The organism is Caulobacter sp. GW821-FHT10F06 (assembly GCF_058809215.1).
Genome location: NZ_JBXASK010000002.1, coordinates 455,457 through 470,475, shown reverse-complemented (window position 1 = coordinate 470,475; position 15,019 = coordinate 455,457). Strand labels below are relative to the sequence as shown.

Here is a 15,019-nt window from a genome sequence, read left to right as displayed (position 1 = left end):
TCCGGTCCTCGTCGACCGGGCGGCGTTCGTCGTTCAGGGGCGCGCGAAAATACAACGACAGCTTGCATAACGTCGGTTTCTGAAGGATGGTAAATCCCTGTCTTTCAGGGGGTTGACCATGAACGCAGCACTCGACCTCGTGAAGGGGTCCTACGCCTTCTTCGAAAACGGCCAGATCGACAAGGTGCTCGACGCCCTGTCCGACGACGTGAGCTGGACGGCCGTTGGCCCGGCCAACCTGCTGTCGCTGTTCGGCTCGCGCACGGGCCGCGAGGGCGTGGCCGAGTATTTCACCCTGCTGGACCAGCATCTGGAACGGCTGGACAGCACGCAGTCCAGCTTTATCGCCCAGGGCGATACGGTGGTGGTGCAGGGCAACGTCAAGGGCCGCGTGCGAGCCACCGGCCAGCTGGTCGACTCCGATTGGGTGCACATCCTGACCGTCCGGGACGGCAAGATCAGCGCCTACAAGGAATTCATCGACAGCGCCCAGATCATCGACGCCAGTCGGCCCCTAGACGCCTAGAAGCCGACCGCGCAGGGTCGCCAGCGGCAAGGTTCCGGGCGTCAGCACCGCGTCGTGGAAGGCGCGGATGTCGAAGCTGGTTCCCTTTGCCTTGCGGACCTGCGCGCGCAGGCGGGCCAGTTCCAGCCAGGCCAGGCCCTGCCCCGCCACGCCGCCGGGGCCGATGGCGGCGCGCTCGACATCCTGGGCGATCGGCGCGAACACCGGCGGCGGCCCCTGCAGGTCGGCGAAGACGGCCTCGGCCTTGGCGCGCGTCCAGCCCTGGGTGTGCATGCCAGTGTCGACCAGCAGCCGGCCGACCCGGAACAGCATCCACTGCACATAGCCCAGCTGGGACAACGGATCGGCCGCGAAGGCGCCCTCCTCGTCGGCCAGCTGCTCGGCATAGATCGCCCAGCCCTCGACGAAGCCTGGACAGGCCAGGCGGACGCGCAGTGGGTGGGCGCCGGACACCTCTTCCAGCGGGATCTGCACCATGTGGCCGGGGATGGCCTCGTGGTGGGCGACGCTGCCCAGGGTCCAGCTGGCCCGGGTGCGGATGGCCTTCAGGTCGACATAGTAGACCCCGGCCTTGGCGCCGTCGAAGCTGGGCGCGTCGCGATAGCCCTGGCGGCCGGCGGCCTCGTCGGCGCGGGTCATGCGGCTGACGCGGGCGTTGCGCGAGCCCGGCGCGAGGGTCCCGAACGACACCGGCAGGCGGGCGATCGACCGGTCCAGCCAAGCGTTCATGTCGGCCACGGCGCGGTCGCGGCCGGCGTCGTCGTCGCTGTAGAGATAGCGCGGGTCCTGGCTGAGCGCGGTCAGGCGCTGGCCGACCGAGCCCTTGCTGAGACCCTGCTTCTTCAGCAGCGCGTCGGCGCGGGCGGTCAGGGCCTTGGCGACCTGCAGGCCTCGGGCGTGGGCGTCCTTCGGCGCGATGGTCATGCCGAGGTTCAGTTTGAGCATCAGGGCGTAATAGGCGTCGTGGTCCTTGAAGCGCAGGCCGCCGGACTCGCCAGCCTTGGCCCGCACGGCTTGCAGGGCGTCGCGCTGGCGGCCCAGGGCGGCGGCGATCTCGGGCGAGGCCGATGCGGCGCCGGCGGTCGCGGTCAGGCCGGTTAACACCTTGTCGATCACGAAGGCCGGCGCGATCACGCCCTGAGCGGCGTCGGCGGCGATCTGGGCGGTCTCGGCGTCGAGCTTCCTGGCCGAGGCGGCGGCCGCGTCGCCGCCGGCCTTGGCCGCCTCGCCCGCCTTCAGCCAGGTCCCGCCGCGCGTGGTGACGACATAGGGCGCGCCCGGGCCGGCGCCGAACGGGAAGCGGCGGACCAGTTCGGCCTCGGTCTCGATCGACCCCAGCACCGCGTCGTAGTCGAGCCGCGCGCCGGGCGAGAGGTTCAGTGGCTGCAGGCCCTTGAGCATGGCCAGACGCTCGGCGGCCGGCCCGCCTTTGGCGAGCTTGTCCAGGGTGGTCTTGAGCAGCGCGTCGTCGGTCGCGGCCGCCGCGCTCGCGCCGCCCGCCGAAAGTAGGGTCGCGCCGCCGCCGGCCACGACCAGGGCTCCGCCCATCACCTCGCGCCGGCTGATCATCACGCGTCTCCCATGACCTTGGTTCTTGCCCGAAGTCGTAGGTGATTTGACACCGGTGTCCAAGGCCAACGACCGTTTGGCGCGCTTGATCCGCCGGTCGCGGTCATTAGTATGTGCCGCAAACAATCTCGCCAGCCCGCCTCGAAGCGGAGCGGCCTTGAGCAGGAGTTCCCCTTGGCCGAAGCCTTCATCTGCGACGCCGTCCGCACCCCGATCGGCCGCTATGCGGGCGCGCTGTCGTCGGTCCGCGCCGACGACCTGGCCGCCATTCCGCTGAAGGCCCTGGCCGCGCGCAACGCCGGCGTCGACTGGAGCCTGGTGGACGACGTGGTGCTGGGCTGCGCCAACCAGGCCGGCGAGGACAACCGCAACGTCGCGCGCATGGCCGCCCTGCTGGCGGGCCTGGGGACCGAGGTCTCGGGCTCGACCGTCAACCGCCTGTGCGGCTCGGGACTGGACGCCGTGGGCGTGGCCGCCCGCGCCATCAAGTCCGGCGAGGCCCAACTGATGATCGCCGGCGGCGTCGAGAGCATGAGCCGCGCGCCGTTCGTGATGGGCAAGGCCGACAGCGCCTTCTCGCGCGCCGCCGAGATCTTCGACACCACCATCGGCTGGCGCTTCGTCAACCCGGCCATGCGCAAGGCCTATGGCGTCGACTCCATGCCCGAGACCGCCGAGAACGTCGCCGACGACCATGGCGTGAGCCGCGCCGACCAGGACGCCTTCGCCCTGCGCAGCCAGGCCCGCGCCGCAGCCGCGCAAGCCAGCGGTCGCTTCGACGCCGAGATCGTCCCGGTCACCATCCCCCAGCGCAAGGGCGACCCGGTGGTGGTCAGCAAGGACGAGCATCCGCGCGCCACCACGATCGAGGCCCTGTCGGCCCTGAAGCCCATCGTCCGCCCCGACGGCACGATCACCGCCGGCAACGCCTCGGGCGTCAATGACGGCGCGGCGGCGCTGATCATCGCCTCGGAAGAGGCGATCAAGCGCCATGGCCTGACGCCGCGCGCCCGCATCGTCGGCTCCGGCGCGGCCGGCGTGCCGCCCCGCGTTATGGGCATCGGCCCGGCCCCCTCGACCCAGAAGCTGCTGGCGCGCCTGGGCCTCTCCATCAACCAGATGGACGTGGTCGAGCTGAACGAGGCTTTCGCGGCCCAGGGCCTGGCGGTGCTGCGCCAGCTGGGCCTGCGCGACGACGGCGAGCACGTGAACCCCAACGGCGGCGCCATCGCCTTGGGCCACCCCCTAGGCATGAGCGGCGCCCGCCTGGCCCTGACGGCCGTCGAGGAGCTGCACCGCCGCCAGGGCCGCTACGCGCTGGCGACCATGTGCATCGGCGTGGGCCAGGGGATTTCGATGGTGGTCGAGCGGGTGTGATCCCAAAAATAGTTCTCATCCCGGAAGCCTCGCAGAGGCTGTCCGGGACCCAGGGGCCGGCGCACTGCGGTCACCGTGGGTCCCGGCTCTCCGCTTCGCTGCGGCCGGGATGACAGCTTGCGGGCGTGACAACCTCGCTCGCCCCTGCTCATCTGGGCGCTCGCAACAGAAGAGCCCCTGCATGGTCCGTCGCGTCGCCCTCCTCGTCCTGGCCCTCGGCGCGCTCGCGAGCGCCGGACACGCCCAGCAGGTCACCGGCGGCCGGCTGGCGCCGCCCACGGCCGACGCCTTCGGGATCAGGGCCTACAAGGGCGTGCCCTACGCCGCCCCGCCGGTCGGCGACCTGCGCTGGAAACCGCCCGCGCCCGTGGTCGCCTGGAGCGGCCAGCGCCCGACCGATCGCTTCGCCGCCAACTGCGTGCAGCCCAAGCGCTATGCGGACCTCGACCCCTTCACCCCGGGCATGTCGGAGGACTGCCTCTATCTGAACGTCTGGAGCGGGGCCAAGCCGGGCCAGACGCTGCCGGTGCTGTTCTGGATCCATGGCGGCGGCTATGGCGCGGGCTCCGGCGCCGAGCCGCGCCACGACGGCGTCGCCCTGGCCAGGAAGGGCGTCGTGGTGGTGACCATCAACTACCGCCTTGGCCCGTTCGGCTTCTTTTCCCATCCGGAGCTGACGGCGGAATCGCCGCGCAAGGCCAGCGGCAACCAGGCCCTGGCCGACATGATCGCGGCCCTGCGCTGGACGCGCGACAACATCGCGGCCCTGGGCGGCGATCCCGACAAGGTGACCATCGTCGGCGAGTCGGCCGGCTCGGATGCGGTCAGCCGACTGATGGGCTCGCCGGAGGCCAAGGGCCTGTTCCGGGGCGTGATCGGCCAGAGCGGCTCGGGCTTCGGCATGATGGGCGCCGACGCGCCGCTGGCCGCGCGCGAGGCCGAGGGCGTCGCCTTCGGCAAGGCGTTCGGCAGCCCCAGCCTGGCCGCCCTGCGGGCTCGCTCGGCCACCGAGATTCTGGCCATGTGGACCGCGCCGGACAGCAAGTTCGCCTTCTCGCCCGTCATCGACGGCTGGATCATGCCGACCGGCACGGCGGACGCGTTCAAGGCCGGCCGGCAGAACGACGTCCCCCTGCTGACCGGCTGGACCCATGACGAGGGCGCGTTCCTGGAGAGCGGCCTCTTCGCCAACGCCAGTCTGGCGGACGTGATCAAGAGCCGGTTCGGGGCCCGCGCCGCCGAGGCGGCCCCGTTCTATCCGTCCGATCCTGCCCACGAGGCCCGCTCGCGCCGCGATCTGGCCGGCGACATCTGGATGGGCCTGCCCACCTGGTCGTGGGCGGCGACCCAGACCCGCACGGGCAAGGCGCCGGTCTATCTCTATCGCTTCGACCAGGTGGCCAAGACGCCGGAGGGCTGGTTTGGCGCCAGCAACGCCGGCAAGTCGTTCGGCGCGTTCCACTCGTCGGACATCCCCTTCGCCTTCGGCCATCCGGAGGTGATGCCCGGCTGGCGGGTCGAGGCCGATGAAGCCAAGGTGGCCGACCAGATGTCGTCCTACTGGGCCAACTTCACCAAGACCGGCGATCCCAACGGGCCCGGCCTGCCCGCTTGGCCGACCTATGCGCCGGACGGCGACGCGCGGAAACTGCTGATCGGACCGCAGACCGGGGCGGTGGCCGATCCGGACGTGGCGCGGTTGAAACTGATGGCCGGAGTCCAATAGCGCGCATCGATCTTTGGCGTGGTTCATGCCCTCGCAACTTGGCGGACCCGCGCCGATATCGCCGCGAAAGCTTCTGAGACGCGCGCGAAAAACGACGCGATCAAACTCGCCGCCGGATTGAGCCGGGGCGGTTTTGGGCATGGACTTCCAGGAACAGGCGCGTTTGCACGCCGAACTTCGCGAAACCCTGCAGACCGCGATCTCGCAGGAGCGCCCCGTCGACCTCGCTGCGCTCAAGTCCGACCGTGCGTGCGCGACGGGATGCTGGCTGCATGGCGAAGGCCGAAAGCGCTGGGCCGGCAATCACGCGTTCCTGGGTCTGCTGGAGGCGCACCGCGACTTTCACGCCGTCGCTGGCAAGATCGCCGAACAGATCAACGCCCAGCAATATGCCGAGGCCCGGCGCGGACTGCGCACTGACGCCCCGCTCGCCCAGGCCCTCGCCAACCTGAACGCGGCCTTCCGTCGAATGCGCGCGGCCTGGGACAGCGTCGTCGTGTGATCCGCGCCGAGGCGGGGCGCTGAGACACTCGAGCCTGGCCGAGACGTTTTGTCAGTGACAACGCTGTCAGGTTACCGCTAACTTGTCGTCGACGGCGCGCGAGCATGACGCGCCGCGATGGCAGGAAGCGCGCATGAAACTCCGCCCCGCGATGATGGTCGCCGCCCTGGTCCTGACGCTGTCCGGGACCGCGAGCGCCGAGGAGGCGGCCCGCGCCATTCGCCTGAACCAGCTGGGCGTCGAGGCCGCGGGGCCCAAACGCGCCATGCTGGCCGATCCCTCGACCGCGCCCCTGCCCTGGACCTTGCGCGACGCCAAGGGCGCGGTCGTGGCCAGCGGCGAGACCAAGGTGTTCGGCGACGACGCCGCGTCCGGCGAGCACGTCCACCAGATCGATTTCAGCGACTTCAAGGGCGCGGGCGACGGCTATCGCCTGGTCGTCGGCGCGGTCGAGAGCCGTCCCTTTGCGATCGGCGGGCGGCTCTACGGCGCGCTGAAGGCCGACGCCCTGGGCTTCTTCTACCAGAACCGCAGCGGCGTCCCGATCGAGGCCCGCTTCGTCCAGCGGCCGGATCTGGCCCGCCCTGCCGGTCACGCGCCCGACAAGGCGACCTGCTTCGACAAGGCCGACGAGCGCGGCCAAGTCTGGGCCGGCTGCGCCTACACGCTGGACGCCAGCCACGGCTGGTACGACGCCGGCGACCAGGGCAAGTACGTGGTCAATGGCGGCATCGCCGTCTGGACCCTGCAGAACGCCTATGAGCGCGCCGCCGTGCTGGGCAAGGCCTCGACCCTGGCCGCCTTCGCCGACGGCAAGGGCAAGATCCCCGAGAACGCCAACGGCGTCTCCGACCTGCTGGACGAGGCGCGCTGGGAGATGGACTTCCTGCTGGCCATGCAGGTTCCGGCGGGCGTGACGATGGACCTGCCGGTCGGCCCGCAGCGCGTCGGTCCCACCGGTCGGCTGGCCCTGACCGCCGTCGACGCCTCGGGCATGGCGCACCAGCGGCTGGCCGACGAGCACTGGACCGCCCTGCCCACGGCCCCGGCCGACGACAGGGAGACGCGCTATCTCTACCATCCAACCACGGCGGCGACGCTGAACCTGGCCGCCACGGCCGCCCAGGCCGCGCGGCTGTGGAAGACGATCGATCCAGCCTTCTCGGCTCGCTGCCTGCAAGCCGCGCGGCGCGCCTTCGCCGCCGCCGCGCGCAATCCCGACATCCAGGCCCTGGGCGCCTTCACCGGCAGCGGCGGCTATGGCGACGCCAATCTGGGCGACGAGTTCTACTGGGCGGCCGCCGAGCTCTACGCCACGACCGGCGCGGCGGGCTACGAGGCGATCCTGCGGGCCTCGCCGCTGTTCCTGGCCGGCCCCTCTGCAACAGGATTGGCGGCGGGGACGACGCCGACCGGCGACATCGGCTGGCCCTCGGTCGGGGCCCTGGGGACGATCACCCTGGCCTTGGCGCCCAACAAGCTGAAGCCCGACGAGATCGCCAAGGCCCGCGCCAACCTGGTCGCCAGCGCCGACCGCTATCTCGCTGACGAAACCACGCAAGGCTACGCCCTGCCCTATGCGCCCAAGGGCTATCCGTGGGGCTCGACCTCGTCGGTTCTGAACCGGGCCATGGTGCTGGGCCTGGCCCACGACTTCACCGGCAAGGCCGCCTATCGCGACGGCGCGGTCGACGCGATGGACTTCATCCTGGGCCGCAACCCGCTAGACCGCTCGTTCGTCACCGGCCACGGCGCGCGGCCGATGCGCAATCCGCACCACCGCTTCTGGGCCCAGCAGGCCAATGCGCGCTATCCCGCCCCGCCGCCGGGCGTGATCTCGGGCGGGCCCAACTCGACCAGCATGGGCGATCCGGTGGCCAAGGACATGAAGGGCAAGTGCGCGCCCCAGACCTGCTGGACCGACGACTACCGCGCCTTCACCCAGAACGAGGTGGCCATCAACTGGAACGCCCCGCTGTTCTGGGTGGCGACCTGGCTGGACGAGCCCTAGCGCGCCGAAGGTTGACCCCGGCGACGATCGTCCGTCTCATGGAGACGCTTGTTCCTGGTACGGAGTCTGGACTGATGCGTCGTTTCGCTGTCGTGGCCGTCGTGTTGCTGAGCCTGGCCCTGAGCGCCTGCAAGCCCAAGACCTTCGAGGCGCTGCCGGACGACATGGTCCTGGGCGACAAGAGCGCCAAGATCACGGTGGTGGAATACGCCTCGGTCGGCTGCCCGATCTGCGCGGCCTGGCAACAGGAGGTCTATCCGGCCTTCAAGGCCAAATATGTCGACACCGGCAAGGTTCGCTATGTCTTCCGCGAGATGCTGGTGGGCGACGGCTCGGAGGTCACCGTCGCGTCGGCGGGCTTCCTGCTGGCCCGCTGCGCCGGCAAGGACAAGTATTTCGCGGTCAATGACGCCATCTTCGCCCAGCAACGCGCCGCCTTCATCACCCCGCGCGAGACCCTGCTGGAGATCGCCAAGTCGGCCGGCCTGAACGAAGACCAGTTCAACAAGTGCGTCACCGACGAAACCCAGATCAAGGCGCTGAACGCGCGGGTCGAACGCAACGCCAGCGAAAACAAGGTCGACGCTACCCCGACCTTCGAGATCAACGGCCGCAAGATGGAGCCCGGCTTCCACTCGCTGGCCGATATCGACGCGGCGATCGCGGCGGCGTCGTAGAGCGCTTGAGGTCGGCGGGCGGACCCGCTAAGGAACGGCCAACGCCTCGCGGGCGTAGCTCAGAGGTAGAGCGTCTGCTTCCCAAGCAGAATGTCGGGGGTTCGATTCCCCCCGCCCGCTCCAGGCGCTTCCACCCTTTCTAGCGGTCCAGTTCGATCCACGCCGGCGCGTGGTCGCTGCAGTGGTCCTCGCCGCGCGTCCAGCGGTCGACGCCGGCGTCGGTCAGCTGGTCGGCGAGGTCGGGGGTCAGCAGCAGGTGGTCCAGGCGCAGGCCCTTGTCGTTGGGCCAGCGCATTCGCTTGTAGTCCCAGAAGGTCCAGAGCGGCCCCTGCGGATGGACGGCGCGCAGGGCGTCGGTCCAGCCGGCGTCGAGCAGCGTCCGATACGCCGCGCGGCTCTCGGGCTGCAACAGCGCGTCGTCGGCCCAGGAGTGGTTGGGATAGATGTCGGCCTCGGTCGGCACCACATTGTAATCACCCGCCAGCACCACCGGCGCGCCGGTAGCCCGCAAGGCCTCGGCGTGGGCGATCAAGCGGGCGAACCAGGCCAGCTTGTAGTCGAACTTGGGGCCGGGCCTGGGATTACCGTTGGGAAGGTAGATCGAGGCGACCAGCACCCCGTTCACCGCCGCCTCGATGTAGCGGGACTGCGTGTCGGCGGGATCGCCCGGCAGGCTGGTGCGGGTGAGGACCGGCTCGCCGTCACGCGCCAGGATGGCCACGCCGTTCCAGGTGCGCTGGCCCTTCCAGACCGCGCCGTAGCCCAGCTGCTCCAGGGTCTCGGCCGGGAAGGCGCCCTGCTCGGCCTTCAGCTCCTGCAGGCAGACGACATCAGGCTGCGCCTGGTCCAGCCAGTCGATCAGGTTGTCGAGCCGGGCGTTGATATTGTTGATGTTGAAGGTGGCGATCTTCATCGCAGAGGAAGGTTCGCCGTCGATGAGCGGTTCCGTTGACGGCGCTGTGCTTCGGGCGCACGATCCTTCAAACAGACGTTCGGAGGAAACGCGCCATGGCTGACGGGGAAGATCATCCGCGCGCCAAGTTCCACGCCATGGTCGACGGCACGGCCGAAGACTGGGGGATCATCGCCAACGCCTCGATGGAGTTCGGGCGCGAGCTGCCGACCCGGCTGATGACGCACCTGAAGCTGCTGCAGGGCGACTGCGGCGGGTTCGCGGTGGACCGGCTGGAGCACAGCCTGCAGACCGCCACCAAGGCCCATCAGGACGGCCGCGACGAGGAATATGTCGTCTGCGCTCTGCTGCACGACATCGGCGACATCCTGGGCCCGCGCAATCACGCCGACATCGCCGCGGCGATCGTCCAGCCCTTCGTGTCGGAGCGGAACCACTGGATGGTGGCCAACCACGCCATCTTCCAGGGCTATTACTTCTTCGACTATCTGGGTCTGGACCGCGACATGCGCGAGCAGTTCCGCGGCCATCCGGACTTCGAATACACCGCCCAGTTCGGGCACCTGTACGACCAGGACGCCTTCGATCCGAACTTCAAGTCGATGCCGCTGGAGGCCTTCGAGCCCATGCTGCACCGGGTGATGAGCGTGCCCAAGCGCTCGATCTATCTACGCAAGCCGGCGGTGGAGGCGGCGGAGTAACTCCGTTTGCGGATAGGACGGCAAACGCCGGACGCCCCCTCCGTCACGATGCGTATTCGCATCGCGCCACCTCCCCCGCTTCGCATGGGAGGAGGAGAGCAGCGGCCTTCCTCCTCACCCGTGAAACGGGGGAGGTGGCGCGGCGCCGATAGGCGACGTGACGGAGGGGGCGCTGCTGACTCTGACGTCGATCAGTTCACCCGCTCGGCCTTGACGCCCAGCTTGGCCAGTTGCGCTTGCACGCTGTCGGGCCCCACCAGGTGGCCCGCGCCGACGGCGACGAAGCTGACGCCCTTGCCGGCCAGCTTGGTCTTCAGTTGCTGGGCCCACACCGCGTTGCGGTCGATGATCAGCACGTCATAGACGTCGGCATAGTCCTTCTTCATCTCGGTGACGAACTCGGTCTCCAGCGCCTTGGTGTCGCCCGAGGCCCAGGCCGAGACCATCTTGTCGATCTTGGCGGGACCTTCCTCGGCGTCGTCGAGGGTGGACTTGAGCATCTCGACCTCGACCTTCTGAGGCATGTCGGCGAAGAAGCGGATCTGCTGTTCCAGCGTCTCCAGCGAGGCCGCCGGCTTGCCCGTGGCCTTCATCTGGGCCTGGATCACCTGCTCGACGCCGCTCTTGGGATCGTAGCCGGCCTTGATGATCGGCAGCATGGCCAGCGAGATCGAGGCCAGCCAGGGGCGCATGACCTCCAGCGCCTGGGGCGGCACGCCCGCGCCCTGGGCCAGGGTCTGAATACGCTTGAGGTCTTCCGGGTTCAGCTTCTTGGACAGCGGCGTGGCTTGGTCGACGCCGTACTTCAGCACCAGGGGCTGCATGGCGGCCGGGTCGTCGGCGCCCAGCACCTCGACCGTGAGGTCGCCGCTGTCGTTCAGCGCCTTGTCGATCTTGGTCGAGCGCCATTGGGTGGTCGGCTTCAGCACGTGGATGGTGCCGAACAGATAGATGGTCGAGTCCTTGTCCTTGATCGCCCACAGGGCGGGCTCGGCCATGGCCGGAACGGCAGCGCTGAGCGCGGCCACGGCGGCGACGCCGGCGAGCAGGCGGCGGGCGGTCTTGGAGAGCGTATGAAGCATGTGAGTCCTCGGCTGGTGCGATAGTCTTAAGGGGAAGACACGCCGAACGCGATACGGCGCAGCGAAAAGCGCTAGTTCAGGAACCGGTCGACCGCCTGGGCGAAGGCCGCCGGCTGGTCGAGCATGATGAAGTGGAAGGCCCCGTCGACGCGCTCCAGCTTGACGCCCTTGAGGGCCGCGTAGGCGTCGCCATAGGTCTTGTCGATCGCGGCCTGGGGCGCGCCCATCATCGGGTCGTACGGATAGAGCAGCGTGGTCGGGGTGGTCACCGCGGCCAGTTCGCCGCGCAGGTCGGTGGTCAGGACGTCGTACATCGCGCGGGCGATCACCGACTGGGACGAGGCCGCCGACCAGGCCAGGGCGGCCTTCAGGCCCTCGGGCGACTTGACCAGCCGGGGCATGGTCAGGGCCTGCTGGCCGGCGAAGGCTTCGGGCGACAGGGCGATCATGCCGTCCCGCAGGGCCACGGCCTGCGGCTTGACCGCCTCGACCGTGGCGGCGGGCGAAAACAGCACCGGATAGAACGGCAGGCTGTCGACGATCATCAGGCGGCTGACGTCCTCGGGGTGGCGGCGCGCCAGGATCAGGCCGGTCAGGCCGCCCATCGAGTGGCCGATCACCGCCGGCGACTTCAGCTTGGCCGACTTGATGTAGCCGTCGATCGCCTCGACCAGCGGCTCCAGCACCGGGCCCTCGGCGTTGCCGCCGACCGGCGCGCCGGCGAAACCGGCGACCTGGACGACGTGAATGCGATGGCGGCCCGACAGCTGCTTGACGGTGGCGTCCCACACCGCGCCGGACGAGGCCAGGCCGGGGATCAGGATCACGTCGGGCCCCTGTCCGGTCACGAAGACCGAGATGCGGTCCGAGGCCAGGGGCGCGGAATGCGCGTGGTTGCCGCCGAACACGCCGATCGCGGCGAGGATGGCCAGCAGGATGATCGGGAAGCGAGGGTGAGGCGATTTCATCGGCGAGTCCTTTAGGTTGGCGCGCGCGGAAGGCTCCGGCGGCGCGCCGGTGAAGATCTGGGCGCGGCGGCGGGCGCCGCGCCGATGGACGGTGTCTTGAAGGGCTAGGCGGCCAGGCCGCGACGCCAGATGACGACCCCGGCGATCAGCAGGTAGGCGGTCATCATCACGCTGACGGCGTCCCACAGGGTCAGGGTCGGCAACAGATCCAGCTTCTCGCCGGCCGCCCACAGGAACAGCGCGCCCTGCAGGATCACGAAGGTCAGCGCCGAGATCTCGGCGGTCGCACGGCGCATCAGTTCGTCGCTGCGCATCCAGACCGAGATGTTGCCGACGGTCTGGACGAGGAACAGAGCCACGAGGCCGGCCATGGCCGCCGAAGCGATCAGCGGCGGCACGGGGTCGAACGCGGCGCGGACGACGACTGGCGCGGCCATCATCACACCGGCCAGGGCCAGCACCACGCCATTCTGGGCGTAGAGGGACGCCTGGGCCCAGGTCGCGGGGCGGCCGCCTTCCGGATCGATCTGGCGGCCCAGGATCTTGCGGCTGGCGCTGACGATCAGGGTGATCACGCCGACACTCACCAGCAGGAAGGCCAGCAGGATGGCGAGGGCGTCGGACCAGCCAAGGTCCGGCGCGGTCCAGACGCCCGCGTCCTCCAGCCCGGCCAAGCATTTGCCGACCAGATAGCCGAGCGGCGCGCCGATGGCGGCGTAGACCAGGACCCGGACAGCGGGGTTCTTGGGGAGTTTCGAAGCAAGCGTCATGTCAGGCCTCGTCTTGGAAGATGGATTCGATGGGTTGGCCGAAGAGGCGGGCGATCTTGAAGGCCAGCGGCAGGCTGGGATCGTACTTGCCCGTCTCCAGGGCGTTGATGGTCTGGCGCGAGACCTCGAGCCGTTCGGCCAGATCGGCCTGACTCCAGTCGCGCTCAGCGCGGAGGACCTTCAGGCGGTTCTTCACCGGTACCTCCTGCGCACGAAGGGCTGGGCCAGGCCCATGCCGCCGCAGAAGATCGGGAACACCAGATAGGCCGGCAGGTGCGGGACCAGCTCGACGTTCTCCAGGAAGCCCCAGCCGGTGCAGACCACCATCACCAGTCCGATGCCCCACAGCATCGACTGAACCAGGACGGCGCGCAGGAACTCGTCGGTCTCCTCGACCAGATAGAGGCCCATGGCGGCTATCGCGCCGACGATCGGCAAGGCCGGCGCGACGGCCAGGATCCACAGCAGAGCGCCCTGCGGGTGCAGGTGGCGGATGCTCCACAGCGACCCGAACAGCACCAGCACATAGGCGAACATCGCCGGCATCAGCCGCCACAGATAGCGCCGCATGGGCGAGGTCATCGGCCCGCAGTCGCTGACGCGGCGCAGCAGCAAGGCCACGGCGGTGGAGACGGCGAAGATCAGCACGGCGCCTACCAGGGTCAGCCAGCCGCCATCGCCGTGCCGGATGGCGATGAAGGACGCGGGAAAGCCGACCGCGGCGATCCCGGCCGCCAGGATCCTGCTCTGGGCGCGCGACGGCGCGGGAGACGCTTGCGACATCTGAGACTCTCCAAGGATGCGGGGCGCGCTCAACGCTGGCGGACCAGCCACCAGCCGGCCCAGGCCAGGCCGTAGCCGATGATCTGGAGGGTCAGCAGCGCGAACGACCCGATCCGAACCCAGTGGGCGGCGTCGCCCGGGCCGAACAGGGCCTCCAGCTTGGCGGTGTCGGTCAGGATCAGGAGCGGCAGGGACAGCAACAGGGCGCCGGACCCGCCCCAGAACCAGGCGAACTTGTGCGCCTCGCGGGCGGCCTCATCGATGTTGCGCCAGTAGATCACCGTCGCCCAGCCGATGGCGGCCACCACCAGCAAGGATCCCAACGCCAGCAGCGGGGTCGGCACGGCGATCTCAAGCTTGTCGAACAGGTACCAGCCCGCTCCGCTCACGCCGCCGAACGCACCGCAACCCAGAAGGATCTTCTGGGCCAGCGCTTCGCGCGCGCCCTGCTTCGAAACCTTGGAATCCATGACAAGCAACCCCGCCTAAATGACAAGGGTGTTTGTCATATATGCCCGACATCATGTCAAGCATGCTTTGCATTTTGTATGGGAGAGACGACATCAACCCGGCGGATGGCCTGGCGCGACCTCAGCCCGGAGGACGCGCCGCGCCGCCGATCGACGTAAAGCCATGCGCCTGGGCCAAGGTGGCTTCACCCGCCGCGATCCGCGCGAGGGGATTGGGCCTGGGCTCGGCGACCTTGGTCAGGGTGTTGCGGTCGACATGGCGGAAAGGCGCGGTCCGGCCACGGACCTGGAGCATGGTGGTGGAGACGTATGACCAGCCGCCGTCGGCCTCGAAGCGCACGTCCAGCGCGTAGGAGTCGGTGCGGAACGCCCATTCCAGGAAGTCGGTCGAGCAGATCCCATAGCCAGGACCGCCCCGCTCGGCCCGGACCACAAGACCTGAGCCATCCGGCGCGGCGCGGCCGCTGGCCAGCGCCACCTGTCCGCGCGGCAGGGCCAGGGTCTGCTGGATCAGCCCGGTGGCGGGCTCCCACAGCCAGTAGCCGATCTGGTCGTGAAACGTCGTCTCCTCGTCCGAGGCGACGATGTGGACGTGATAGCGCAGGCCGTAGAACAGCTGCGGACCGTTGGCCTGGGGATCGATGGGCTGCATCTCGATGCGTTCGAGAAAGTCGCGCCGCTCGGGCCCCTCGGCCTTCGGGTTCAGGTCGACGCCCTTCTGCCCCTCCCAGACGCCGGCCAGCCGGCGCAGCGGTCCCAGATTGGCCAGGGTGTCGGGATCGACATCCGAGGGTTCGGTGAAGATATCATCCGGAAAATTGTTCATCGCGCCCCGGCCTCGGTGAAGCTTGGCACTGCCTCTATCGAGACGCCGCTCCCGTCAAGCTCGGCGTCGTCGACAGGCGCGCGATCTCGGACTTGGCTCGCGCATCGGACACTGGAGA

The 15,019-nt window shown here is 69.4% G+C and carries 16 protein-coding genes and 1 tRNA gene; 8 read left to right on the top strand and 9 right to left on the bottom strand.

Going from position 1 to position 15,019, the window contains the following annotated elements; translation table 11 throughout:
- Positions 1 to 118: 118 nt before the first annotated feature.
- Positions 119 to 526, top strand: coding sequence for a nuclear transport factor 2 family protein (locus AC1RUS_RS05420; protein ID WP_492913800.1), 408 nt, complete (start codon positions 119 to 121; stop codon positions 524 to 526).
- On the opposite strand, the gene AC1RUS_RS05415 is transcribed toward AC1RUS_RS05420, so the two are convergent.
- A complete protein-coding gene (locus AC1RUS_RS05415; protein WP_492913798.1) occupies positions 515 to 2,095 on the bottom strand; it encodes a DUF885 domain-containing protein in 1,581 nt (526 codons plus the stop codon). The genes AC1RUS_RS05420 and AC1RUS_RS05415 overlap by 12 nt on opposite strands.
- A gap of 174 nt (positions 2,096 to 2,269) precedes the next feature.
- On the opposite strand from AC1RUS_RS05415, the gene pcaF reads away from it, so the two are divergent.
- From pcaF to AC1RUS_RS05385, 6 genes are all read left to right on the top strand, one after another.
- Positions 2,270 to 3,472: a 3-oxoadipyl-CoA thiolase gene (gene pcaF / locus AC1RUS_RS05410; RefSeq protein WP_492913796.1), complete on the top strand. Its 1,203-nt coding sequence runs from the start codon at positions 2,270 to 2,272 to the stop codon at positions 3,470 to 3,472.
- Positions 3,473 to 3,653: 181 nt separating this feature from the next.
- Positions 3,654 to 5,198, top strand: a complete 1,545-nt coding sequence (locus AC1RUS_RS05405) for a carboxylesterase/lipase family protein (RefSeq protein ID WP_492913795.1) — start codon at positions 3,654 to 3,656, stop codon at positions 5,196 to 5,198.
- A gap of 139 nt (positions 5,199 to 5,337) precedes the next feature.
- Positions 5,338 to 5,700: a CZB domain-containing protein gene (locus AC1RUS_RS05400; RefSeq protein ID WP_492913793.1), complete on the top strand. Its 363-nt coding sequence runs from the start codon at positions 5,338 to 5,340 to the stop codon at positions 5,698 to 5,700.
- A 133-nt stretch (positions 5,701 to 5,833) separates the two neighbouring features.
- On the top strand, positions 5,834 to 7,711 hold the full coding sequence (locus AC1RUS_RS05395) for a glycoside hydrolase family 9 protein (protein ID WP_492913791.1): 1,878 nt from the start codon (positions 5,834 to 5,836) through the stop codon (positions 7,709 to 7,711).
- Positions 7,712 to 7,785: 74 nt separating this feature from the next.
- Complete coding sequence (locus tag AC1RUS_RS05390) at positions 7,786 to 8,388, top strand: thioredoxin domain-containing protein (RefSeq protein ID WP_492913789.1); 603 nt, start codon at positions 7,786 to 7,788, stop codon at positions 8,386 to 8,388.
- A 48-nt stretch (positions 8,389 to 8,436) separates the two neighbouring features.
- A tRNA-Gly gene (locus AC1RUS_RS05385) sits at positions 8,437 to 8,511 on the top strand.
- Between the two features lie 16 nt (positions 8,512 to 8,527).
- On the opposite strand, the gene AC1RUS_RS05380 is transcribed toward AC1RUS_RS05385, so the two are convergent.
- Complete coding sequence (locus AC1RUS_RS05380) at positions 8,528 to 9,301, bottom strand: exodeoxyribonuclease III (protein ID WP_492913787.1); 774 nt, start codon at positions 9,299 to 9,301, stop codon at positions 8,528 to 8,530.
- Positions 9,302 to 9,396: 95 nt separating this feature from the next.
- Here AC1RUS_RS05380 and AC1RUS_RS05375 point away from each other — a divergent pair, with 95 nt between their 5' ends.
- On the top strand, positions 9,397 to 10,002 hold the full coding sequence (locus tag AC1RUS_RS05375; RefSeq protein ID WP_492913785.1) for an HD domain-containing protein: 606 nt from the start codon (positions 9,397 to 9,399) through the stop codon (positions 10,000 to 10,002).
- 191 nt (positions 10,003 to 10,193) lie between these two features.
- Here the strand turns inward: AC1RUS_RS05375 and AC1RUS_RS05370 are convergent, their stop codons facing one another.
- From AC1RUS_RS05370 to AC1RUS_RS05340, 7 genes are all read right to left on the bottom strand, one after another.
- Positions 10,194 to 11,084: a TraB/GumN family protein gene (locus AC1RUS_RS05370; protein ID WP_492913783.1), complete on the bottom strand. Its 891-nt coding sequence runs from the start codon at positions 11,082 to 11,084 to the stop codon at positions 10,194 to 10,196.
- 71 nt (positions 11,085 to 11,155) lie between these two features.
- Positions 11,156 to 12,052 (bottom strand): alpha/beta fold hydrolase, encoded by an 897-nt coding sequence (locus AC1RUS_RS05365; protein ID WP_492913781.1) that lies wholly within the window; start codon positions 12,050 to 12,052, stop codon positions 11,156 to 11,158.
- A 104-nt stretch (positions 12,053 to 12,156) separates the two neighbouring features.
- Complete coding sequence (locus AC1RUS_RS05360) at positions 12,157 to 12,822, bottom strand: hypothetical protein (RefSeq protein ID WP_492913779.1); 666 nt, start codon at positions 12,820 to 12,822, stop codon at positions 12,157 to 12,159.
- Position 12,823: 1 nt separating this feature from the next.
- The gene (locus AC1RUS_RS05355; RefSeq protein ID WP_492913777.1) at positions 12,824 to 13,018 is read right to left on the bottom strand and encodes a helix-turn-helix transcriptional regulator; all 195 of its coding nucleotides are present in this window, start codon (positions 13,016 to 13,018) and stop codon (positions 12,824 to 12,826) included.
- Positions 13,015 to 13,605: a hypothetical protein gene (locus AC1RUS_RS05350; protein WP_492913775.1), complete on the bottom strand. Its 591-nt coding sequence runs from the start codon at positions 13,603 to 13,605 to the stop codon at positions 13,015 to 13,017. The genes AC1RUS_RS05355 and AC1RUS_RS05350 overlap by 4 nt, the downstream gene beginning before the upstream one ends.
- A gap of 29 nt (positions 13,606 to 13,634) precedes the next feature.
- On the bottom strand, positions 13,635 to 14,075 hold the full coding sequence (locus tag AC1RUS_RS05345; RefSeq protein ID WP_492913773.1) for a hypothetical protein: 441 nt from the start codon (positions 14,073 to 14,075) through the stop codon (positions 13,635 to 13,637).
- 121 nt (positions 14,076 to 14,196) lie between these two features.
- Positions 14,197 to 14,901, bottom strand: coding sequence for an FABP family protein (locus AC1RUS_RS05340; RefSeq protein ID WP_492913771.1), 705 nt, complete (start codon positions 14,899 to 14,901; stop codon positions 14,197 to 14,199).
- Positions 14,902 to 15,019: the final 118 nt, after the last annotated feature.